The sequence below is a fragment of the Actinomycetes bacterium genome, from assembly GCA_036510875.1.
In the GTDB taxonomy this organism is placed as follows: domain Bacteria; phylum Actinomycetota; class Actinomycetes; order Prado026; family Prado026; genus DATCDE01.
Map to the genome: position 1 here is coordinate 56692 of DATCDE010000007.1, position 21856 is coordinate 78547.

Here is a 21856-nt window from a genome sequence, read left to right on the forward strand (position 1 = left end):
GCGACGATCAGCGGGGCACGCGTATCGAGACCCCACCGAACGTCCCGCCGGCCTCCACGACGGCGAGCCGGGCGAACAGCTCCTCGGCGTACCAGCCGACCTCTGGCGTGCGGGCGACCACGGCCTGGTGCTCGGGCGTGCGGTGCGCGAAGGCGGTGAGAGCGTCGGGCGAGTCCCACAGGCTGAAGGTGCCTTGCAGGCCGACCGGGGCCTCGCCGATGCCGGTGGCCAGCAGCAGACCGGGGGTCCGCTTCAGCCGCTCGCTCACCGGCGGGACGGCCCGCCAGAACGTCGCCATCGACTGCGGCCGCAGCCGGGCCCGGGTGATCGCTGCCGTGGGCCCGTCGTGCCGCCCGGGCGCCGGGACGCCGAACGGCCGCCGTCCGGCCCAGGTGCCCCTGCTGGCCAGCGGGCGCATGGCCACGTGCAGCCGCTCGAAGGAGCGCCGCTGCCAGGACCGCACGACGGCGGAGTCGTCGAACGCGTCGGCGTCCGCGGTGCTCGCCCAGGTGGCCAGCAGCCCCCAGTGGTGGACGTCGGCGTCGCGCGGGGTGAAGGTTCGGCCGTCGCCGGTGCCCAGCAGCTTGGCGAACCGCAGCCCGGGCGTGCGCCGGACCGGACGCCGGTCCAGCCCCATGTGCAGCAGGGCCGCGGGGACGGCTCGGGCGGCCACCCCCCACAGGTCGAGGGTGACCAGCGCCGGTACCTCGTCGGGCACGGCGATCAGCGTACGGCGCCCGCGGCCCGGCCCTCCCCTGAGACCGTGGCCGGACCCGCGGCGCCGCCTCCCTCACGATCGCCGTCCGCGCGGGACCTGGCGGCCGCGACACCCGAGGGCGCGGACCGGTTCGTCGACCTGCTGGCGGTGCTCGCCCTGCTCGCGTGATGCTGGGCCACTTCCTGATGGCCGCCGTCGTGGTCGCCCCGGACGGCCGGGCCACCGTGACGAACACGCTCGTCCTGGTCCCCTCGGCCCAGCTGCTGACCTGGCTGTTCCAGGTGATGCCGTGGTTCTTCGCGGTCGGCGGCTTCGCCCACGCGGTCGCGCTCGGCTCACTGGCCGGCCGCGACGGCAGCTACGCCGACTTCGTGCACGCGCGCGGACCGCCTGCTGGTGCCGACGATCGCGTTCGCGGGGACCGGGCTGGTCGCGGGCGTGGTGGTCGAGGCGCTCGGGCGGCTGGACGACCGCGCCGTGATGGTGCTGCGGATCGTGGCCCAGCCGCTGTGGTTCATCGGGATCTACCTCGGCGTGGTCGCGTTCGCCCCGTGGATGCTGCCGGCCCACCGGCGGTTCGGCGTCCGGGTCCTCGTCGTGCTCACGGCCCTGGTCGCCGTCGTGGACGTGCTGCGGATCGGGCTGGACCTGCCCTACGTGGGCTCCCTGAACTTCGCGTTCGTCTGGCTGGTGGTGCACCAGTGCGGGTTCCTCTACGCGGACGGCGGCCCGCAGCGGGGCGGCCGGCGGTTCGCGCTGACGCTCGCGGGGGTGGGTCTGGTGCTCACCGTCGCGCTGGTGGCACTCGGCCCGTACCCGCGGTCGATGGTGGCGCTGCCCGGTGAGACGACGTCCAACATGACGCCGTCGTTCGCGCTGCTGACGTTCTCGGCCTGGCTGCTCGGCCTGGCCCTGCTGCTGCGCCCCGCGCTTACCCGGCTGATGGCCGGCCGCGGACCGTGGACGGTCGTCGTCGCGGCCAGCGGCGTGGCCATGACCGCATTCCTGTGGCACCTCACCGCGATCACCATGGTGAGCGGCGGTCTGCTGCTGTCGGGCGGGCCGTTCTTCCCCGACGTCGGCAGCGTGTCCTGGTGGCTGCTGCGGCTGGTGTTCCTGCTGCTCGTCGTCGCGGTGCTGACCGTGCTGGTGGCGCTGTTCCGGCGGTTCGAGCGGCCGCGCCGGCTGGTCGTTCCGCCGCCGGGGCAGCGACGCGCGCACCGCGACGGGCTGGCCGCGCTCGGCCTGGCCCTCTCGCTGCTCGGCGTCCTGGGCTTCTCGGTGGCCGGGTTCGCCGGCGTGCTGTCGCGGCGGACGGCGACGCTGGTCGTGCTGCCGATGACCCCGGCGGTGGCCGCGCTGCTGCTCGGCCTGGGCGCCCTGCTGGTGCGCTGGGCGGCGGCGCCGGTCAGCCGGCGTCGCTCGTCCGGTCCGTCGTCCGGTCCAGCAGCCTGAGCACGGCACCGGGGGCGTCCCACTGCGGGACGTGCCCGCAGTGCGGCAGCACCACCCACTGGGCGTGGGCCGGCAGCAGCGACCGCTCCTGGGTGGACCGGGCGGGCAGCACGTGGTCGCGGTCGCCCCACACGGCGGTGACCGGGACGTCGGAGGGGATCGAGCCGGCCCGGTCGAAGCGGAGCCCCAGGGTGCCGTCGAGGGCGGCCGGGTAGCCGGAGGCGTCGGTCTGGGCGCGGGCCGCCTCCAGCGCGACGTCGTAGGGGATCTGCGCAGGCCAGGCGGACACCGAGGCGAAGGCCAGCCGGCGTAAGGCCCGCGACCGCAGCACCACCGGCTGGACCCCGCGGGTGGCCCTGGCCGCGACCCGGTTCACCCGGACCACCGGGTTGCGCCGCTGGCTGGGGCGCAGCCACAGCCCGGCCGGGGCCAGCGTGGTCACCGACCGGGCCCGGCCGTCGGCCGCCAACTCCAGGCTGACCCAGCCGCCCAGGGAGTTGCCGAGCAGGTGCGGGCGGTCCCAGCCGAGGTGGTCGAGCAGGGCCCCGACGGTCCTGGCCAGCCGGGCCGGCGTGGCCGGCTCGGTGCGCGGCAGCGCCGGGGAGCGCCCATGACCGGGGAGGTCGACCGCAACGACGTCGTAGCGGGCGGCCAGCCGCGGGAGCAGCGGGTCCCAGGTGGTGGCTGCCGAGCCCAGTCCGTGGACGAGGAGCAGCGGGGGTCCGGACCCCTGGCGGGTGTGGGCCAGCACCGTCGGTCAGCCGACCTCGGCGGGCTGGCCACCGGTGATGCGCAACAGCTCGTCGTAGGACGTCGGGAACACCGTGTGCGGGTGCCCGGCCGCGGCCCAGACCACCGGGTGGCGGGCCAGGTCGACGTCGACGAGGGTGCGCAGGGGGTGCGGGTGCCCCACCGGCGCGACGCCGCCGATCGCCATGCCGGTGTGCTTGCGGACGAAGTCGGCGTCGGCCCGCCTCACCTGGGCCACCCCGAGGACCGAGGCGACCTTGAGGGTGTCCACCCGGTGCGCGCCCGAGGTCATGACGAGCAGGGGCTGCCCGTCGGCCTCGAAGACCAGCGAGTTCGCGATGGCGCCGACCTCGCAGCCGAGCTGGGCCGCGGCCGCCGCAGCGGTCGGCGCGGCGTCGTCCAGCGCGATGGGGTCGCCGGTGGCCCCGACCGCGCGCAGCGCCTCGGTGACCCGGACGACCGTGGGGTGGTTCAGCGCCATGGCCGCAGCCTAGGGGGCCTTGACGGGTTGTCGCCGCCCCGGAGTATGGTCGAACACATGTTCGAAGCAGGTGCTCGGTGACCCGACGCTACGCGGACCCGGTGCGCGACGCCGTCGACGTCCGCCGCGACCAGTCCGGCCAACGTCCGGTCCAGTTCCTGTGGCGGGGCCGGCTGTACCTCGTGCGCGACGTGCTGGCGCACTGGGTCGAGGTCGGGGCCTGGTGGCGGCAGCGCGGCGCCGACGGGCTGCCCGTGCGGGTCGACGAGGCGGGCCGGCAGGTGTGGCGGGTGGAGGCCGGGGCCGGCCGGGCCGCGGCGTCCGGGGTCTACGACCTCGCCTACGACGAGAGCGCGCGGACGTGGACCCTCGCCCGCACGCTGGACTGACCGGGAGGGACTGTGGAGATGCCCGTGGTGATGCCCGTCGTCATTCCCAGGGCGCCCGTGGGGCCGGCGTCCCACGAGCTGCTCGAGGCGGCCCGGCGCGGACTGGTCGAGGCGGCCACCGCGCCCACCCCGGCCGAGCGGTACGTCGCGGCGCACCTGGCGGCGCTGCGGGCGGCCGCTGCGGTGCTGGCCGCACGGGCCCGGCCCGGCAGTGCCCGGCGCGGCCCGCGCAGCGCCTGGGAGCTGCTGCCCCAGGTGGCACCCGAGCTCAGCGAGTGGGCCGCGTTCTTCGCCGCGGGGGCGGGCAAGCGGGCCGCCGCAGAGGCCGGACTGACCAGGGCGGTCAGCGCCCGCGAGGCCGACGACCTGCTGCGCGACGCCGCGACCTTCCTCGCACTGGTGGCCACCACCCTCGGGGTGCCGCACCAGGACACCTTCCCGCTGGTGGGCTGACCGGGCTCGATGGCGGGGCCAGCGCAACGGTTGCAACCGATTGCATGGGAGATCGCCGTGAACTGGCCCCGATCCGTTGCCGTGGCCGGATCGACAGGGCACAGTGGGCGGATGTGGCGTACGCCACATTCTCCTGACCCTGAGACCGGCCAGAGGGGACAGCATGCAGACACCCGCGGAGATCGACTACGCGCGAGCGAGCAGTGTCGACCAAGCGATCGCCTTGCTCGAGGAACACGGTGAGGATGCGCGGATCATCGCGGGTGGGCACAGCCTGCTGCCGATGATGAAGCTGCGCCTGGCCCGGCCTGAGTGGATCATCGACATCAACGACCTGCACGAGCTGCGGGCCATCCGGGTCGAGAGCGGGGAGCTCGTGCTCGGCGCCCTGACCCGGCACGCCGACGTGCTCGAGTCACCCGTCGTGGGCGAGCACTATCCGATCCTGATCGACGCCGAGCGGGTCATCGCCGACCCGGTCGTGCGCAACCGGGGCACGGTGGGCGGCTCGTTCTGCCAGGCCGACCCTGCGGAGGACCTCGCCGCCGTCGGCTCGGCGCTGCGGGCGAACGTCGTCATCCGCTCCTCCAGCGGCACCCGCACGGTGCCGGCCCGGGAGTTCCACACCGGCCCCTACGAGACCGAGGTCGGCCCGGCCGAGCTGCTCGTCGAGGTGCGCATCCCGATCCGGCCGTCCGCGGGCAGCGCCTACGAGAAGGTCGAGCGTCGGGCCGGTGACTGGGCGATCGCCGCGGCCGGTGCCTTCGTCGAGCTGTCCGGCGGCGTGGTCTCGGACGTCGGCATCGGACTGTCCGCGGTCGGGGCCCGGCACTACTGCGCGGCCGAGGCCGAGGAGTTCCTGCGCGGCCAGGCGCCCACCCCGGAGAACCTGGCCGAGGCCGGGCGGATCGCGGCCGAGCACTGCTCGCCGACGTCCGACCAGCGGGGGCCGGTCGACTACAAGCGCCATCTCGTCGGCGAGCTGACGAAACGAGCACTGAGCCGATCGCTCGAGCGAGCTGGAGGGGGAGCCTGATGCAGGTCACCATGACGGTCAACGGCACGCAGGTCACGCGTGACGTCGAGCCGCGGATGCTGCTCGTGCACTTCGTGCGCGACGAGCTGCGACTGACCGGCACCCACTGGGGCTGCGACACCTCCAACTGCGGCACCTGCGTGCTGTGGGTGGACGGCGAGCCGGTGAAGAGCTGCACGGTGCTCACGGTGATGGCCGACGGCCACGAGGTCACCACCGTGGAGGCCCTGGCGAAGGGCGGCCAGCTGGACCCGGTGCAGCAGGGGTTCATGGAGGAGCACGGACTGCAGTGCGGCTTCTGCACCCCCGGGATGATGATGACCGCCCGCTGGCTGCTGGACCGCAACCCGGACCCGGACGAGGGCACCATCCGCGAGGCCATCTCCGGGCAGATCTGCCGCTGCACCGGCTACGAGAACATCGTCCGCGCCATCCGCTGGGCGGCCGAGCACCCCGCACCGGCCAATGAGGAGGTCCAGGCATGACCGCCGTCGACGAGACCCCCGCCGTACCGATCAGCGCGGCCGGCAACCCCATCGGCTTCGGCCGGATGCTCCGCAAGGAGGACGTCCGGTTCGTCCGCGGCCACGGCAACTACGTCGACGACATCGCGCTGCCCGGGATGCTGCACGCGGCGATCCTGCGCAGCCCGTTCGCGCACGCGAAGATCGTGTCGATCGACACCTCGGCCGCTGAGGCGCACCCGAAGGTCAAGGCGGTCATCACGGGCAAGATCCTGGAAACCCTCAAGCTGGCCTGGATGCCCACCCTGTCGATGGACGTCCAGGCGGTGCTGGCGACCGACAAGGTCCGCTTCCACGGCCAGGAGGTCGCCTTCGTGGTGGCCGAGGACAAGTACTCCGCCCGGGACGCCCTCGAGCTGATCGACGTCGAGTACGAGCCGCTGCCCGCCGTCGTCGACGCCAAGAAGTCGCTCGACCCCGGTGCGCCGGTGATCCGCGACGACATCGAGGGCAAGACCGACAACCACATCTTCGACTGGGAGGCCGGCGACAAGGCGTTGGCCGACGAGGTGTTCGCCAACGCCGAGGTTGTCGTCAGCCAGCAGATGCTCTACCCGCGGGTGCACCCCAGCCCGATGGAGACCTGCGGCACGGTCGCCAGCATGGACCCGATCACCGGCAAGCTCACCGTCTGGTCCACCAACCAGGCGCCGCACGCGCACCGGACGCTGTACGCGATCGTGGCCGGCATCCCCGAGCAGAAGATCCAGATCATCTCGCCGGACATCGGCGGCGGCTTCGGCGGCAAGGTCGGCATCTACCCCGGCTACGTGCTCGCGGTGGTCGGCTCGATCGTCACCGGCCAGCCGGTCAAGTGGGTCGAGGACCGCAGCGAGAACCTCATGTCCACCGCGTTCGCCCGTGACTACCACATGAACGGCTCGATCGCGGCGACACGCGACGGCAAGATCCTCGGTCTGCGGGTCGACGTGCTCGCCGACCACGGCGCGTTCAACGGGACGGCGCAGCCGACCAAGTTCCCGGCCGGCTTCTTCCACATCTTCACCGGCAGCTACGACCTGCAGGCCGCGCACTGCAAGGTCACCGGCGTCTACACCAACAAGGCGCCCGGCGGCGTCGCCTACGCCTGCTCGTTCCGGGTCACCGAGGCGGTGTACCTGGTCGAGCGCATGGTCGACGTCCTGGCCGACGAGCTCGGCATGGACCCGGCCGAGCTGCGGCTGAAGAACCTGCTGCGCCCCGAGCAGTTCCCGTACACCACCAAGACCGGTTGGGAGTACGACTCCGGCGACTACCCCCGTGCCCTGCGCAAGGCCATGGACATGGTCGGCTACGACCAGCTGCGGGCGGAGCAGGCCGAGAAGCGGGCCCGCGGCGAGCTCATGGGCATCGGGATCAGCTTCTTCACCGAGGGCGTGGGCGCCGGCCCGCGCAAGCACATGGACATCCTCGGGCTGGGCATGGCCGACGGCTGCGAGCTTCGGGTGCACCCCACCGGCAAGGCGCAGATCCGGCTCAGCGTGCAGACCCAGGGCCAGGGCCACGAGACGACGTTCGCGCAGATCGTCTCGCACGAGCTCGGGATCCCGCCCGAGGACGTCGAGGTGATCCACGGGGACACCGACAACACCCCCTTCGGCCTGGGCACCTATGGGTCGCGCTCGACGCCGGTGTCCGGCGCCGCCGCGGCGGTGGTGTCCCGGCGGATCAGGGACAAGGCCCGGATCATCGCGGCGGCCGCCCTCGAGGTCTCGGTCGACGACCTGGAGTGGGAGCTCGGCCGCTGGTACGTCAAGGGCGACCCGGACAAGGGCAAGACGATCAGCGAGATCGCTATGCTCAGCCACGGCGTCCTCGAACTGCCGGAGGGGGTCGAGGGCCACCTCGACGCCTCGGTGGTCTACGACCCGCCGAACCTCACCTATCCGTTCGGGGCCTACATCTGCGTCGTCGACGTCGACCCGGGCACGGGTGTGGTCAAGGTGCGCCGGTTCGTCGCGGTCGACGACTGCGGGCCGCGGATCAACCCGATGATCGTCGAGGGCCAGGTGCACGGCGGCCTGGCCGACGGTGTGGGCATGGCGCTCATGCAGCTCATGGCGTTCGACGAGAACGGCACCCACCTCGGCGGGTCGTTCATGGACTACCTGCTGCCCAGCTCGATGGAGTGCCCGAGCTGGGAGACTGGCGAGACCGTGACCCCGTCCCCGCACCACCCGCTGGGGGTCAAGGGGGTGGGCGAGTCGGCCACGGTGGGCTCGCCGCCCGCGGTCGTCAACGCGATAATCGACGCGCTGGAGCCGTACGGTGTCCGGCACGCCGACATGCCGCTGACCCCGGCCAACGTGTGGCTGGCCATGCAGGGCCGGCAGCTGCGCAACGACCTCGCCGTGCCGTGAGGACCGACGTGGTCGCCGAGCGGGCCGCTGCGCTGCGGGCGCAGCGGGTCCCGTTCGTGCACGCCCGGGTGGTGCTGGCCGAGCGTCCGACGTCGGCCAAGCCGGGGGCCGAGGCCGTGATCTTCGCCGACGGCACCATCGAGGGATTCGTGGGGGGGACCTGCGCCGAGTCGACCGTGCGGGCGCAGAGCCTGGCCCTGCTCGACTCGGGGGAGCCGCTGCTGCTGCGGATCTGCCCCGAGCCGGAAGCTCCCCAGCCGGGGCGGCTGACCGTGCACAACCCGTGCCTGTCGGGAGGCACTCTGGAGATCTTCCTGCAGCCGGTGATACCGGCGCCGCTGCTCGTGGTGGTGGGCGAGACCCCCATCGCGGCTGCGCTGGCTGAGCTCGCGGCGGCCTTGGGCTACCAGGTCGAGCGCCGTGACCCCCGGAACGGCGTGGACGTGGTGCCCGAGGTCGCCGCGGCCGTGGTGGTGGCCTCGCACGGCCGCGACGAGGAGCCGGTGCTCGCCGCGGCACTGCAGGCGGGCACGCCGTACGTGGGGCTGGTCGCCAGCCGCAAGCGGGGGGAGGCGGTGCTCCTCTCCCTCGACGTCGACGCGGCGGCCCGCACCCAGGTGCACACCCCGGCCGGCCTGGACATCGGGGCCCGCACCCCGGAGGAGGTCGCCCTGTCGATCCTGGCCGAGGTGGTGTCCGAGCGGCGCCGCCCGTCCGGCCGGCCGATCACGCTGGACCTCGAGCCGGTCGGCCCGGCCACGGCCATCGACCTGATCTGCGGCATGTCGGTGGCGATGGTCGACTCCTCGCTGCACCTGGACCACGAGGGCACCCGCTACTGGTTCTGCGGCAGCGGCTGCCTGCGTGCGTTCGCCGCCGACCCGGCCAGCTACGTCCCGGCGTGACCGACGCCCTGGGCGACCTGGCCGCGCTGGTCCCGGACGTCGCCTCGCTGCGCCAGCGGCTGGGGGACGCCGGCTACCTGGCCGACTCGGGGCTGGCCACGGCGTTGTTCTGCGCCGTCCGGCTGCCCCAGCCGCTGCTGCTCGAGGGGGAGGCGGGGGTCGGCAAGACCCAAGCCGCGAAGGCGCTGGCCGAGGTGCTGGACACCCGGCTCATCCGGCTGCAGTGCTACGAGGGCATCGACGCGGCCGAGGCGCTGTACGAGTGGAACTACCCGCGGCAGCTGCTGGGGATCCGGCTGGCCGAGGCGCGCGGCGGCCCGGTGGCCGAGGAGGACCTGTTCGGCCGGGACTACCTGGTGCGCCGGCCGCTACTCGAGGCGATCGAGCATGCCGGCCCGCGGCCGGCCGTGCTGCTCATCGACGAGGTGGACCGCGCCGACGAGGAGTTCGAGGCGTTCCTGTTCGAGCTGCTCGCCGAGGCGGCCATCACGATTCCCGAGCTGGGCACGGTGCGGGCCGAGCGGCCGCCGCTCGTGGTGCTCACGTCCAACCGCACCCGCGACCTGCACGACGCGCTCAAGCGGCGCTGCCTGTACCACTGGATCGACTACCCCGACCTCGACCGGGCCATCGAGATCATCCGGCGGCGGGTGCCGGGGGCGACCCTCGACATCACGGCCGGGGCGGCCGCGGCCGTGGGCCGGCTGCGGGCGCTCGACGTCCAAAAGCCGCCGGGGGTGGCCGAGGCGATCGACTGGGTGCAGGCGCTGACCCTGCTCGGCGTGCAGACCCTCGACGGCGAGGCCGCCGAGCAGACGCTGGGGTCGGTGCTGAAGTACCGCGAGGACCACGACGTCGCCCGTGAGCGCGGGCTGGCCTGGGTGACCGGGAGTGGCTGACCTGGCCACCGCGGCGGCGTCGTTCGGGGCGCTGCTGCACGCGGGTGGGGTGCCGGTCACCCCCGAGCGCAGCGCCCGCTTCGCCGACTCGGTGCTGCTGGCCGACCCGCTCACGGTCGACGAGCTGTACTGGCTGGCCCGAGTGACGCTGCTGTCGACGCACGGCCAGGTCGACCTGTTCGACCGGGCCTTCGACCAGGTGTTCCGCGGCTTCGTCGACGTGGCCGACGACCGCGGGGACACCAGCCAGCCGCCGCCCCCGAACACCCGGCCCGGTTCGGACCGGGCGCCGTCCAAGGACAGCCGGGCGGGTACGGCGCCGTCCCCCCAGCCGAGCGCGACGTCGTCGGGGGACGGCCGCGACGAGGACGGTCCGGAGACCGTGCTCGCGGCCGCGAGCACCGAGGAGCGGTTGGGGCACAAGGACTTCTCTGCTTGCACGCCGGAGGAGCTCGCGCTTGTGCGGGTGTTGGTCGCTCAGCTGCGGGTGGTCGCTCCACGGCGTCCGAGCCGGCGCGCCGTGCGGCACCCAGCCGGCCAGCAGCTGGACGTGCGGGCCACCTTGCGGGCGGCGCACCGCACGGGGGGTGACCCGGTCCGGCGGACGTACCGGCGGCGCAAGGACCGGCCGCGTCGGGTGGTGCTGATCGCCGACGTGTCCGGGTCGATGGAGTCCTACGCCCGGGTGTACCTGCACCTGCTGCACGGTGCGGTCCGGGCCACCGGCGCCGAGGCGTTCGTGTTCGCCACCCGGCTGACCCGGCTGACCAAGGCGCTGGCCGTGGCCCACCCCGACATCGCGCTGACCCGAGCCGGCGCCGCGACCCCGGACTGGTCAGGCGGGACCCGGATCGGGGGGGCGATCAAGTCGTTCAACGACGAGCACGGACGCCGGGGGGTCGCGCGCGGCGCCGTCGTCGTCATCGTCTCGGACGGCTGGGAGTGCGACGACCCGTCCCTGCTGGGCCGCGAGATGGCCCGGCTGTCCCGGCTGGCACACCACATCGTGTGGGTGAACCCGCGCAAGGCGGGGGAGCGCTACCAGCCGCTGGTCGGCGGCATGGCCGCCGCGCTGCCCTACGTCGACACGTTCGTGAGCGGTCACTCGGTCCGAGCCCTCGACGACGTGCTGGCGGCGATCCGCGAGGTCGGCTGACTCGCCTCGACGACCGCGCGGCTAGCCAACGCCACGCCCACCGGATCGAAGCCCGCCTCGACGGCCGGGTCCAGCACTGCCTGCATCCCCCCATCCCGCCGACCCCCACCGACAGCTCCCGAGACGCGACAACGACAACCGGCCCCCCTGTGGACAGGCGCACTACGATGCGCATCGCCCGGAGCGGGTGGCGGAAACGGTGGAGATTCGTGAGCCAGTGTGACGACTTCGCAGCGGACTTCGAGCGGCATGCCGCGAGCGCCTACAACGCGTTCTACGACCGGCCGGCCATGCTGAGCCTGCTCGGTGATGTCACGGCCAGCGCGTCCTTGATGCCGGCCGCGGCCCGGGCCTGTACGCCGCTGAGCTGGTGAGAAATGGTCCGGCTGGCCCGTGCCCGGGTGCCCGGGGCCGTGGACATCCGCCACGCCAGCCTGTCGGAGCCGCTCGGCTGGCTCGACGACGAGTCGCAGGACGTCGCCGTGATGGCGCTCGTGCTGCACCCTCTCGACGAGCCATCCAACGATGGACTGGCGTCGGCAGGGCGCAGCTACTTCGGGGTGGAGACGGTCGAGGAGACGTGGCAGGACGACTGGACGGTGCGATGGCTTCGGCAGCCGCTGGAACGCTGGTGCGCCGAGTTCGCGGACGCGGGGTTCGTCATCGAGCGGCTGGTGGAGCCCCAGCCCGTGGCCGCGATGGAACGGGTGGATCCGGACGTGTACCGGAAGCTGCTCAACGAGCCGGGGTTCATCGTGTTCCAGCTGGCCAAGTCGCGAGTCGTCCCTGTGTTTTCCGGAGGGGCTTGACGGGCCGCCCGCACCTGGGTTCTACTAACACCACCTTCGAACAGATGTTCGAAGATCCGCCCGGGGGTCCGCGGCTTCGACCCCCGTAGGACCCCCGGGCGGGCTTCCCTCAGGACAGGTCGTATCGCGGAGGTGAGTCATGGCCTCCGCCTCCGGATCCGCCTCCCGATCCGACCCCTTCGTCCACCTGCACGTGGCTTCCGGCTACTCGATGCAGTACGGCGCGAGCCACCCGGAGGCGCTGGTCGCCCGCGCGGCCGAGCACGGGCAGCGGCTGCTGGCCCTGACCGACCGCGACGGCGTCTACGGAGCGGTGAAGTTCGCGAAGGCCTGCCTGGCCGCGGGGATCACCCCGGTGCTCGGCGTCGACCTCGCGGTCATGCCGGTGCGCGACCCCTCGACGCAGCCGGCGCGGCTCGCGCCGCGCCGGCGCAGGGCCCCAGCCCGCGGCGGGGCTGACGTCGACCCGCGGCACCCACGGGTGGTCCTGCTGGCCCGGGGCCGGGCCGGCTGGGCGGCGCTGAACCGGCTGGTTTCGGCCACCCACCTGGGCAGTGAGCGCGGCCGGCCGGTGAGCACCCTCGACCTGGTGGCCGAGCATGCCGCCGGGGGCCACCTGCTGGTGCTCCTCGGCCCGGCGTCCGAGCTGGGGCGCGCGCTGGCCGGACGCCGTCCCGACCTGGCCACCGCAGTGCTGGACGCCTGGCGGGCGCGCGTCGACCCCAGTCAGCTGCTCGTCGAGGTGGTCTCGCACCGTGGCCCGGTCGACTCCACCGACCCGGCCGCGCTGTCCACGCCCCAGGCGGCCCGGATGCTCGGCTTCGCCAGGGACGCCGGCATCGGCGCGGTGCTCACCAACGCCGTCCGCTACGCCGAGCCGGCCGCCGCCGTCACCGCCGACGTCCTCGACGCCGCGCGCCGGCTGGTGGCCCTGGACCTGCGGCACATCGACCGGTCCAACGCCGAGGGGCACCTGAAGTCCGGGGCGCAGATGCGCGCGGTCGCCGCCGACGTGGTCCGGGCCGGCAGCGCGGGGGAGAGCGAGCCGGCCGCCGTCCGCCGGCTGCTCGAGACGACGGTCGCGGTGGCGACGGCGTGCGCGCTCGACCCGTACGCCGACCTCGGGCTGAGCGGCGTCTTCTTCCCCGAGCTGGCCGTCGTCGACGGCTCGGGGCGGCCCGCCACGGCAGTGCTGCGCGAGCGCTGCGAGGCCGGGCTCGCCCGCCGCTACGGCTCCGCCCCCGACCCGGCGGTGCGCCAGCGGCTGGACGCCGAGCTCGGCGTGATCGAGCAGCTGGGCTACCCGACGTACTTCCTCACCGTCGCCGACGTCGTCGACCTGATCCGCTCGATGGACGTCCGGGTGGCCGCCCGCGGCTCGGGCGCCGGCTCGCTGGTCAACTACCTGCTCGGCATCAGCGGCGTCGACCCGATGGCCCACGGCCTGCTCATGGAGCGCTTCCTCTCCCCGCTGCGCCAGGCCCTGCCGGACATCGACATCGACGTCGAGTCGGCCCGCCGCACCGAGGTCTACGAACGGATCCTGGCCCGCTTCGGCGGGGAGCGCTGCGTCGCCGTGTCGATGATGGACACCTACCGGGTGCGGCACGCGATCCGCGACGTCGGGGCGGCGCTGGGCCTGCCGCCCGGCGAGATCGACTCGCTGGCCAAGGCGTTCCCGCACATCCGGGCCCGCGACGCCAGGGCCGCGCTGAACGAGCTGCCCGAGCTGCGGGCCAGCCGGATCGGGGCGCTGGCCGACGGCGGGGGGCTGGAGCGCATGTTCGCCCTCGTCGAGCGGCTGGACGGCCTACCCCGGCACGTCGCGCTGCACCCGTGCGGGGTGCTGCTCTCCGACGCGACCCTGCTCGACCGCACCCCGGTCGAGGCCAGCTGGCTGGGCTTCCCGATGAGCCAGTTCGACAAGGACGACGTGGAGGACCTCGGCCTGCTCAAGCTCGACGTGCTCGGGATCCGGATGCAGTCGGCCATGGCGCACGCCGTGGGGGAGGTGGCCCGGGTCGACGGCGAGGTCGTCGACATCGACGCCGTCCCGCTGGACGACGAGGCGACGTTCGCGCTGGTCCGCTCGGCGCACACCCTCGGCTGCTTCCAGATCGAGTCGCCGGGCCAGCGCGAGCTGGTCGGCAAGTTCGGCCCCGAGACGTTCGGCGACCTGATCACCGACATCTCGCTGTTCCGGCCCGGGCCGGTGAAGTCCGACATGGTGACGCCGTTCCTGCGGGCCCGGCAGGGCTGGGAGCCGCCGCAGTACCTGCACCCCGACCTCGAGCCGGCGCTGGCCGAGACCTGTGGCGTCGTGGTGTTCCACGAGCAGGTGATGCAGGTGATCGCGGTGCTCACCGGCTGCACCCTCGCCGAGGCCGACGAGGCGCGCCGCTCGCTGGGGTCGCCGCAGACCCAGCCGGAGGTGCGCGAGTGGTTCTACCCGCTGGCCCTGGGCCGCGGGTACCCGCTGGCCACCGTCGAGCGGGTCTGGGAGGTGCTGCGCGCCTTCGCCTCCTTCGGGTTCTGCAAGGCGCACGCGGCCGCGTTCGCGCTGCCGACGTACCAGAGTGCCTGGCTCAAGGCGCACCACCCGGCGGCCTTCCTCGCCGGGGTGCTCACCCACGACCCGGGCATGTACCCCAAGCGGCTGATCCTGGACGACGCCCGGCAGCTGGGCATCGCCGTGCTGCCGCTGGACGTCAACGCCAGTGACGCCTGCTACCGGGTGGAGAAGGTCGGCCTGCTGGACGAGCCGCCGCCGCAGATCCTGGGGGCGCCGCCGCGGCCGGTGCCCGCCGTCCCGGGGCTGCCGGACGCCAGGGCCTACGGCATCCGGCTGGCGCTGGCCGACGTCAAGGGGATCTCCGACGCCGAGGTGGCCCGGGTGGTGGCCGGCCGGCCGTACCGGTCGCTAGCCGACTTCTGGGCGCGGGCCCAGGTGTCCCGCCCGGTGACCGAGCGGCTCGTCGTGGCCGGGGCGTTCGACTCGGTGTACGGCATCGGCGCGCCGGTGCCGGTGCGCCGCCGCGGGCAGGTCACCCGGCGCGACCTGCTGCTGCAGGTGGCCGAGCTGGAGCGCTACCGCCCCGTCGTTGCAGGCTCCAGGGCGGTCAGGGCGACCCTGGTGCCTGCAACGAGGGGAGGGGGAAGAGCCGAGGGGGACGCCGTGGTCGCGGCGGCGGCCCGGCAGTCGCAGGCTCCGGCCGCGGTGCGCGCCCCCGACGTCCAGCTGGCCTTCGACCTCGGCCCCGGGGACGGCGTGCCCGAGCCGTCCGGCCTGCCGGAGATGACCGGGGCGGAGCGGGTCCGGGCCGAGCTGGACGTGCTTGGCCTGGACGCCAGCCGGCACGTCGTCGACTTCTACGCCCCGTTCCTCGACGCCCTCGGGGTGACCCGCTCACGTGAGCTGCTGCAGCGCCGCAGCCAGGCCGAGGTGCTCGTCGCCGGGGTCAAGGTCGCCACCCAGACCCCGCCGATCCGCTCCGGCCGGCGGGTCGTCTTCCTCACCCTGGACGATTCCACCGGGCCGGTCGACGCCACCTTCTTCGAGGACGCCCAGGGTCCTTACGCCGCAACGGTCTTCCACTCCTGGCTGCTCGTCGTCCGGGGGGTGGTGCGGCGCACCGGGCCGCGCGGGGTCTCGGTCCGGGCCACCGGCGCCTGGGAGCTCACCGGGCTGTTCCAGGCCTACGAGGTCGGTGGCCTCGAGGCGGTCAGGACGGCGATGGCAGAGTCGGCGGACGAGTCGGCGATGACGGCGGAGGCCGTCGCCGGGGCTGCGGAGTCCCGCTCCACCCGTCCGGTCGTGGCTCGGGCCCCCGGCGGCGACCGGCCACTCACCGCGGGGGGCATGGGCCAGCGACGGGTGCTCGTGCACCCGAGCGGGTTCCGGCAGTCGCCGTACGCCGATGTCGGCACGCCCGGCGACGACGTCAAGAGGGGTACCCCGCCGCGCAAGCTGTGGCACGCCAGTCCCGGAAGCCCGGGCCAGTGAGCCGCGCGGCAGCGGTGCGGTGGCCCGGGTTGTCGGAGTGGTCGGAGTTGTCCGACCGGCGCGGCAGGATGGTCCGGTGAGCCGCAGCCAGCTGAACCGGCCGGCGTCCCCGCAGCGGGCGGTCGACGGCGTCCCGGGCGGACCCAGCGCCCCGGTCGACGACACCGGCTGCACGGTGCTCCACGTCGACATGGACGCCTTCTACGCGTCGGTCTCGCTGCTGCGGCACCCCGAGTTCGTGGGCACCCCGGTGATCATCGGTGGGCACGGCAACCGGGGGGTGGTGCTCACCGCCAACTACGAGGCGCGGGCCTTCGGCGTCCACTCGGCGATGCCGATGACCCGGGCCCGTCGGCTGTGCCCGCACGCGACCGTGCTCGAGCCGGACCACCACGAGTACGACCGGGTGTCGTCCAACGTGATGGAGATCTTCGCCTCGGTCACCCCGCTCGTCGAGCCGCTGTCGCTGGACGAGGCGTTCCTCGACGTGTCCGGGGCGGTGCGACGGCTCGGGTCCCCGGTGCACATCGGCGAGCTGATCCGGGCCCGGGTCCACGACGAGCAGAGGATCACCTGCTCGGTCGGGGTCGCCAGCACCAAGTTCGTGGCCAAGCTGGCCTCCACCCGGGCCAAGCCGGACGGCCTGCTCGTCGTCCCGCGTGACCAGGTGGTGGCGTTCTTGCACCCGCTGCCGGTCGGCTCGCTGTGGGGGGTGGGGGAGAAGACCGAGGAACAGCTGACCCGGCTGGGGCTGCGCACGGTCGGGGACCTCGCCCGGACGCCGGAGGCCACCCTGCAGCGGGCCCTCGGTCCGGCGCTGGGCGCCCACCTGGCCGCACTGGCCTGGGGACGCGACGAGCGCCCGGTGGTGCCCCGCGAGCCGGACAAGTCGATCGGCGCGGAGGAGACCTTCGGCACCGACGTCGACGACCCGCGGGTGATCCGTCGCGAGCTGCTGCGACTGTCGGAGAAGGTGGCGGCCCGGGTACGGGCGGGGGGCTACCGGGGTCGCACCGTGTCGATCAAGGTGCGGTTCGCCGACTTCACCACGATCACCCGCTCGCGCACGCTGCGCGAACCCACCGACGTCGCCCAGCAGGTCTACGCCGTGGCCGGGCAGCTGTACGACGTGCTGGGCCTGCAGCGGGCCCGGCTGCGGCTGGTCGGCGTCCGGCTGGAGGGGCTGGTGGACGCCGACGAGGTCGCCGAACAGCTGCTGCTGGACGCGCCGGACCGGGGCTGGCGGGAGGCCGAGCAGGCCGTCGACCGGGCCGCCCAGCGGTTCGGGTCGGGAGCCGTGCGGCCGGCCGCGCTGGTCGCACGGGACCCCGACGGGCCCGGGAACTCCGGACCTTAGTCACCCGTTTCTACAGTCGGGTTTCCACACGGCCGATGGCTGCTTATGCTTGACGTCAACGGGTGACCCCGTGACCAGCCCGCAAGGAGGAGCCGTGCCGCTCTCCGAGCACGAGCAACGACTGCTCGAGCAGATGGAGCGGGCGCTGTATGCCGAGGACCCGAAGTTCGCGACAGCGCTCCGCGGATCTGATCTGCGCCGGCACTTCCGGCGCCGGATCCTGCTCGGCGTCGTCGGTCTGCTCGCCGGTATCGGTCTGCTGCTCGTCGGGGTCGTCAGCAAGGTGGTCGTGGTCAGCGTGCTGGGCTTCCTGGTCATGCTCGGCGCGGCACTGTGGGCGGCCACCAGCTGGCGACGGATGCCGGCCGTGGGTGACCTCGGTGTCGCCTCGGCCCCGGGGGTCGACTCGGGCCGCAGGAGCGGCAAGGCGGCCAAGCCCAAGGTGATGGACCGCTTCGAGGAGCGGTGGCGTCGCCGCCGCGAGGAGGACGGCCGCTAAGCCAGCGCCGTCCAGCCCTGCGCAGCACCCAGCTCTGCGGCACTCACTTCACCAGGCCACTCTGCAGCACTCACTTCACCAGGCCAACGTGCGCCCTGCGAGGCGGTCCCGCCCGGTCAGCTTCCCGGAAGGGCGCGGCGGAGGGTGGCCCAGCCGGAGTCCAGCCAGTCCAGGACGTCGGCCACCCGGGCGGCCCCGGCGCTGAGCACGGTGCTCGGCAGCAGCCGGGCCCGCCAGCGGCCGGCCCGGCCCGCGGCCCGCTCCAGCTCGGCCAGCACGGTGCGGGTGTCGGCCACCACGTGGTCGATCGGGCCGGGCGTGCGCGCGTAGCGGCACCGCTCCACCGACAGGGCCAGCCGGCCGGCCGCCTCGGCGGCCTCGGGCAGCTCGGTGCCCAGCCGCTGCGCGGTCTGCCTCGGGGTCTCCACGCCGGACCAGGGCCGCCCCAGGTCGCCCGCGCTGTCGGCCAGCTCGCGCCAGGCCGCCTGCACCCCGCGGACCCGGTCGGCCCCGCCGGCCAGGCCCAGCCGACGGGTCCGGCGGCGCCACCGAACCAGCGCGGGGCCGGCCAGCGCGACGACGACGAGCAGGCCGATCACCACGAGGTGCCAGGGCACCGACCGCGGGGTGGTTGTCGCGGCGGTCGCGCTGCGGTCCGCCTCGTTGAGCCGGCTTCGCCGTGGGTCCGTCTGGTTGTTCTGGGGGGTGGTGGGACCGCTCGAGGGGGTGGCGCCGGGGGTCGTGGTCGCGCTGCCGGTGGCCGGCGCGTAGCTCGGCGTCCCGACGCCCGCCGGGCCGGGGGTCGGCTCGAACCGGACCCAGCCCACGCCCTGGAAGTACACCTCGGGCCAGGCGTGCGCGTTGGGCCGCGAGACGGTCCAGGTCCCGTCACTGGCCTTGGTCCCGTGCGTGAAGCCCACGTTGACACGGGTGGGCAGGCCGAGCAGCCGGGCCATCACCGCGAAGGTGCTCGCGAACTGCTGACAGAAGCCCACCTTGTTGGTGAGGAAGGCGGCGAGCGGCGAGCCCGTGTACGGCGGGATCCCGGTGGAGTAGGTGAACTGCTTGCTCAGGAAGTACTGCTGCAACGCGAGCGCCTTGTCGTACTCGGTGGTCGCGTTGGCGGTCACCTGACGGGCGGTCTGCGCCACGATGTCCGGCAGCGGCTGGTCCGGCAGCTGGGTGTACCGGCGCACCAGGTCGGCCGGGGCCGCTCCGGCGGCCCGCAGCTGGGCCGCGGTCGGCTGCAGCCGCAGGCCGGTCACCTGGTAGCTGGCGCCGAGGCTGTCGCCGCGCAGCGCGAAGACGTTGCGGGTGGGCTCGTCGTAGGCCCAGCTCCCCTTCAGCTTGCTGATCTTCACGGTGGGGTAGGGCAGCGGCAGCCAGGTCTGCCGCAGTGCGGTGACCTTGATGTCGGTGCGGACGTCGCTGCGGGCGACGTCGGAGCCCAGTCCGGGGGCGGTCGGCTGCGTGTCGGTGGCCGCGCCGGCCGAGTGCAGCACCGCCGGGTTCCAGGTGGTGCCGTCGAAGGTGTCGAGGGTGACCATCCGCAGGTAGTCGGGATCTGGGTTGTCGGTGGTGTAGGTGAGCACCTCGGAGTCTGTGGGGGACTCCAGGTCGGCCTGCAGGGACACAAAGGGGTTCACGGTCAGCACGGTGCGACCGCTCCCGGCACCCAGTCCGCTGCCACCGCCGCGGCCGAAGACGCCCTCGTCCAGGCCGGGCACCAGCCACGGCACCAGCAAGGCGATGCCCAGTGCGGCCGCCCCGATCCGGCGCCCCACCATGCCGAGCGGCTCCGGTGGCAGCCGGGTGTCGTGCCCGGCCGGCTCGGCCTCGGCCCGCAGCTCGGTGTGCCGACGGCCGAGCGCCCGCCCCCAACCCAGGAGCCGGTCGTTGCCCTCGGTGAGCATGAGGGCCAACCAGCCGAGCGCGGCGACCGCGAACAGCACCCACGGCACGCCCTGCCGGATCACGGCTACCGGCACCGCGTAGAGCGCGAACAGCGGCAGGCCGGCCAGCGCCGCGTTGCGGTAGGTCACCGCGAGGGTGTCCACCGCGAGCGCGACCAGGCCGACTCCCGCGGCCGTGAGCAGCACCACTCCGCTCTGGGTGGGCACCGGCGGGGCGTACCCGTTGACGGCCGTGGTGCCGGCGCGCACGAGCTCGGCCAACCGGTCCCACGCCGCTGGCCCGGGGAAAAGCCGCCCCACCGCGACGTCCCTGGCGTACAGCCAGGTGAGGGACAGGCCCAGCACCAGCAGCCCGGCCAGCGGCACCGCGGGGCGCAGCAGCCCGAACCGGCGGCCCAGCGCGCCGCCGGCCGCCGCGGCCACCACGGCCACCGCGGTCGGCCAGAACCACAGCCCGCCGTCGAACACCGGCCCCAGGGACATGGCGGCGAGGACCGTGGCGAGGGCCGCGACCGAGGTGAGCTTGAGCCGGGCGCTCATCGGGCGGCCAGCGTGTCGTAGGACGTGTGGCCGGCCAGCGGCCACACCGAGGCCAGGGTCTCCCCGGCGCGCAGCGGGACCACCCGCCAGCCGGCAGCGCGCAGCACCGTGGCGACGTCCTCGGACCGGGCGGGGGCGGGCTGGCCGCCGGAGAGCTTCGACTGCCACGTGGCGACGTCGAGGACGACGGCCACGGCCCGTCCGGCGCCGTGGCGGTACCGGACCACCTCGGTCGCCTCGTCCGGGCTCATCGCACCGAGCACCGCCACGGTGAGGCCGTCGCCGGCGTGCCGCAGGGCGGTCGCCGCCGGTCGCAGCGAAGCGTTATGCGACGTCTCGACCACGGCCAGCCCGTCCAGCAGCTGGTCCTCCTGGGCGGCCGAGGGGTCCTCCCCGGCCGCGCCGTCCAGCCGGGTCCCGGTGTCGGTGACCAGGTGCACCGAGAAGCCGCCGCGGCCCAGGTGGGTGCCGATCGACGCGGCTGCGGAGACGGCGGCCTCGAACGACGACCCCAGCCCCTCGCCGCGGTGCGCGGCGGCCCGGGTGTCGAGCAGCAGCACCGCCCGGCTCTCCCAGGGCTGTTCCTCGCGGCGCACCATGAGCTCGCCCACCTTGGCCGTGGACCGCCAGTGCACCCGGCGCAGGTCGTCGCCCTGGCGGTACTCGCGGGTCGCGACGTCGTCCTCCCCGGCCGCGGCCAGCGACCGGGCCCGGCTCTCCCCGGTGCCGGACCACTCGCCCCCGACGGCGACCGACGGCAGCGGCTCCACCACGGGGGTGACCACGAAGGTGTCGCGGGAGGAGAAGGCGCGCACCAGCTCGCACATGCCGAACGGGTCCCGCAGCCGGATGCTGAGCGGGCCCAACGTGAACACGCCGCGGACCTCGGAGCGCACCGGGTAGTCGACCTCGCGGGTGCCCAGCGGCTCGACCCGGTCCAGCACGAACCGGGGGCGCGCGCCGAGCACGTAGGGGATCCGGTCCTCGACCAGCAGCAGGCCGGAGGGCAGCCGGGAGACGTTCTCCAGCCGTAGCACCACATGGGCGTCCTGCCCCGCGGCGACGCGGGCGGGGACCAGCCGCCGGCTGCTGGTCAGCCGGTAGCGGGTGCGCACTACGGTGGCGGCGCTGAGCAGCGGCAGCACCAGGACGAGCAGCGCCACCCGCAGCAGGTCCCGCTGGCCGAAGGCGACGGCGGCCAGCGTGGCCGCAGCACCGGCCCCCACAAACGCGCGGCCGCGGGTGGTCAGGCCTCGGAGGGCCTCGCGCACCGGCTCAGCCCGGTTCGGGGAGCGGTACCCGCGCCACCAGGTCGGCGACGACCTGCGAGGTCGACCGCCGGGCGATCTGGGCCTCGGCCGTGAGGAGCAGCCGGTGGGCGAGCACCGGGACGGCCAGCGCCTGCAGGTCGTCCGGGGTGACGTAGTCGCGCTCGTCGAGCGCGGCGGCCGCTCGGGCCGCGCGCAGCAGGTGCAGGGTGGCCCGCGGCGATGCGCCCAGCCGCAGGTCGGGGGAGTTGCGGGTGGCGGTGACCAGCTCGACCGCGTACCGGCGGATCGGGTCGGCCACGTGCACGGTGCGGACGGCGTCGATCAGCTTGTTCAGCTCG

At 74.2% G+C, this 21856-nt stretch carries 21 protein-coding genes; 15 read left to right on the forward strand and 6 right to left on the reverse strand.

The window, feature by feature from the left end; all coding sequences use genetic code 11:
• Positions 1-7: 7 nt before the first annotated feature.
• Positions 8-718, reverse strand: a complete 711-nt coding sequence (locus tag VIM19_00560) for a monooxygenase (protein HEY5183410.1) — start codon at positions 716-718, stop codon at positions 8-10.
• 45 nt (positions 719-763) lie between these two features.
• Between VIM19_00560 and VIM19_00565 the strand changes: the two genes are divergently transcribed.
• Both VIM19_00565 and VIM19_00570 read left to right on the forward strand, forming a co-directional pair.
• On the forward strand, positions 764-886 hold the full coding sequence (locus tag VIM19_00565) for a hypothetical protein (protein HEY5183411.1): 123 nt from the start codon (positions 764-766) through the stop codon (positions 884-886).
• Positions 887-1108: 222 nt separating this feature from the next.
• On the forward strand, positions 1109-2173 hold the full coding sequence (locus tag VIM19_00570; protein HEY5183412.1) for an acyltransferase family protein: 1065 nt from the start codon (positions 1109-1111) through the stop codon (positions 2171-2173).
• Here the strand turns inward: VIM19_00570 and VIM19_00575 are convergent.
• Both VIM19_00575 and VIM19_00580 read right to left on the reverse strand, forming a co-directional pair.
• Positions 2127-2924, reverse strand: coding sequence for an alpha/beta fold hydrolase (locus tag VIM19_00575; protein HEY5183413.1), 798 nt, complete (start codon positions 2922-2924; stop codon positions 2127-2129). The genes VIM19_00570 and VIM19_00575 overlap by 47 nt on opposite strands.
• 6 nt (positions 2925-2930) lie before the next feature.
• Positions 2931-3404, reverse strand: coding sequence for a YbaK/EbsC family protein (locus VIM19_00580; GenBank protein ID HEY5183414.1), 474 nt, complete (start codon positions 3402-3404; stop codon positions 2931-2933).
• A 77-nt stretch (positions 3405-3481) separates the two neighbouring features.
• Here VIM19_00580 and VIM19_00585 point away from each other — a divergent pair, with 77 nt between their 5' ends.
• The 13 genes from VIM19_00585 to VIM19_00645 all read left to right on the forward strand — a co-directional run bounded on the left by VIM19_00585 (position 3482) and on the right by VIM19_00645 (position 17794).
• Positions 3482-3793: a DUF6504 family protein gene (locus tag VIM19_00585; GenBank protein ID HEY5183415.1), complete on the forward strand. Its 312-nt coding sequence runs from the start codon at positions 3482-3484 to the stop codon at positions 3791-3793.
• Between the two features lie 30 nt (positions 3794-3823).
• Positions 3824-4246 (forward strand): SAV_6107 family HEPN domain-containing protein, encoded by a 423-nt coding sequence (locus tag VIM19_00590; protein HEY5183416.1) that lies wholly within the window; start codon positions 3824-3826, stop codon positions 4244-4246.
• Between the two features lie 163 nt (positions 4247-4409).
• Positions 4410-5282, forward strand: coding sequence for a xanthine dehydrogenase family protein subunit M (locus VIM19_00595; protein HEY5183417.1), 873 nt, complete (start codon positions 4410-4412; stop codon positions 5280-5282).
• On the forward strand, positions 5282-5767 hold the full coding sequence (locus VIM19_00600; GenBank protein HEY5183418.1) for a (2Fe-2S)-binding protein: 486 nt from the start codon (positions 5282-5284) through the stop codon (positions 5765-5767). Before VIM19_00595 ends, VIM19_00600 begins: the two co-directional genes overlap by 1 nt.
• Entirely contained in the window at positions 5764-8166 is a 2403-nt protein-coding gene (locus VIM19_00605; GenBank protein HEY5183419.1) for an aerobic carbon-monoxide dehydrogenase large subunit, read from the forward strand. Before VIM19_00600 ends, VIM19_00605 begins: the two co-directional genes overlap by 4 nt.
• On the forward strand, positions 8163-9071 hold the full coding sequence (locus VIM19_00610; protein ID HEY5183420.1) for an XdhC family protein: 909 nt from the start codon (positions 8163-8165) through the stop codon (positions 9069-9071). The genes VIM19_00605 and VIM19_00610 overlap by 4 nt, the downstream gene beginning before the upstream one ends.
• Complete coding sequence (locus VIM19_00615; GenBank protein ID HEY5183421.1) at positions 9068-9970, forward strand: MoxR family ATPase; 903 nt, start codon at positions 9068-9070, stop codon at positions 9968-9970. Before VIM19_00610 ends, VIM19_00615 begins: the two co-directional genes overlap by 4 nt.
• Positions 9963-11126, forward strand: a complete 1164-nt coding sequence (locus VIM19_00620) for a VWA domain-containing protein (GenBank protein HEY5183422.1) — start codon at positions 9963-9965, stop codon at positions 11124-11126. The genes VIM19_00615 and VIM19_00620 overlap by 8 nt, the downstream gene beginning before the upstream one ends.
• A 209-nt stretch (positions 11127-11335) precedes the next feature.
• The gene (locus tag VIM19_00625; protein ID HEY5183423.1) at positions 11336-11500 is read left to right on the forward strand and encodes a hypothetical protein; all 165 of its coding nucleotides are present in this window, start codon (positions 11336-11338) and stop codon (positions 11498-11500) included.
• A 27-nt stretch (positions 11501-11527) separates the two neighbouring features.
• Positions 11528-11935, forward strand: coding sequence for a hypothetical protein (locus VIM19_00630; GenBank protein ID HEY5183424.1), 408 nt, complete (start codon positions 11528-11530; stop codon positions 11933-11935).
• A 139-nt stretch (positions 11936-12074) separates the two neighbouring features.
• Positions 12075-15938 (forward strand): DNA polymerase III subunit alpha, encoded by a 3864-nt coding sequence (locus VIM19_00635; GenBank protein ID HEY5183425.1) that lies wholly within the window; start codon positions 12075-12077, stop codon positions 15936-15938.
• Between the two features lie 175 nt (positions 15939-16113).
• Positions 16114-17295, forward strand: a complete 1182-nt coding sequence (gene dinB, locus VIM19_00640) for a DNA polymerase IV (GenBank protein ID HEY5183426.1) — start codon at positions 16114-16116, stop codon at positions 17293-17295.
• Between the two features lie 94 nt (positions 17296-17389).
• On the forward strand, positions 17390-17794 hold the full coding sequence (locus VIM19_00645) for a DUF3040 domain-containing protein (GenBank protein HEY5183427.1): 405 nt from the start codon (positions 17390-17392) through the stop codon (positions 17792-17794).
• 116 nt (positions 17795-17910) lie between these two features.
• Here the strand turns inward: VIM19_00645 and VIM19_00650 are convergent, their stop codons facing one another.
• The 3 genes from VIM19_00650 to VIM19_00660 form a co-directional block, all read right to left on the reverse strand.
• Positions 17911-20247 (reverse strand): DUF3488 and transglutaminase-like domain-containing protein, encoded by a 2337-nt coding sequence (locus VIM19_00650; GenBank protein HEY5183428.1) that lies wholly within the window; start codon positions 20245-20247, stop codon positions 17911-17913.
• Positions 20244-21518 (reverse strand): DUF58 domain-containing protein, encoded by a 1275-nt coding sequence (locus VIM19_00655; GenBank protein HEY5183429.1) that lies wholly within the window; start codon positions 21516-21518, stop codon positions 20244-20246. Before VIM19_00655 ends, VIM19_00650 begins: the two co-directional genes overlap by 4 nt.
• A gap of 4 nt (positions 21519-21522) precedes the next feature.
• Positions 21523-21856, reverse strand: a 334-nt coding sequence (locus tag VIM19_00660) for a MoxR family ATPase (protein ID HEY5183430.1), incomplete at its 5' end; no start/stop codon positions are given.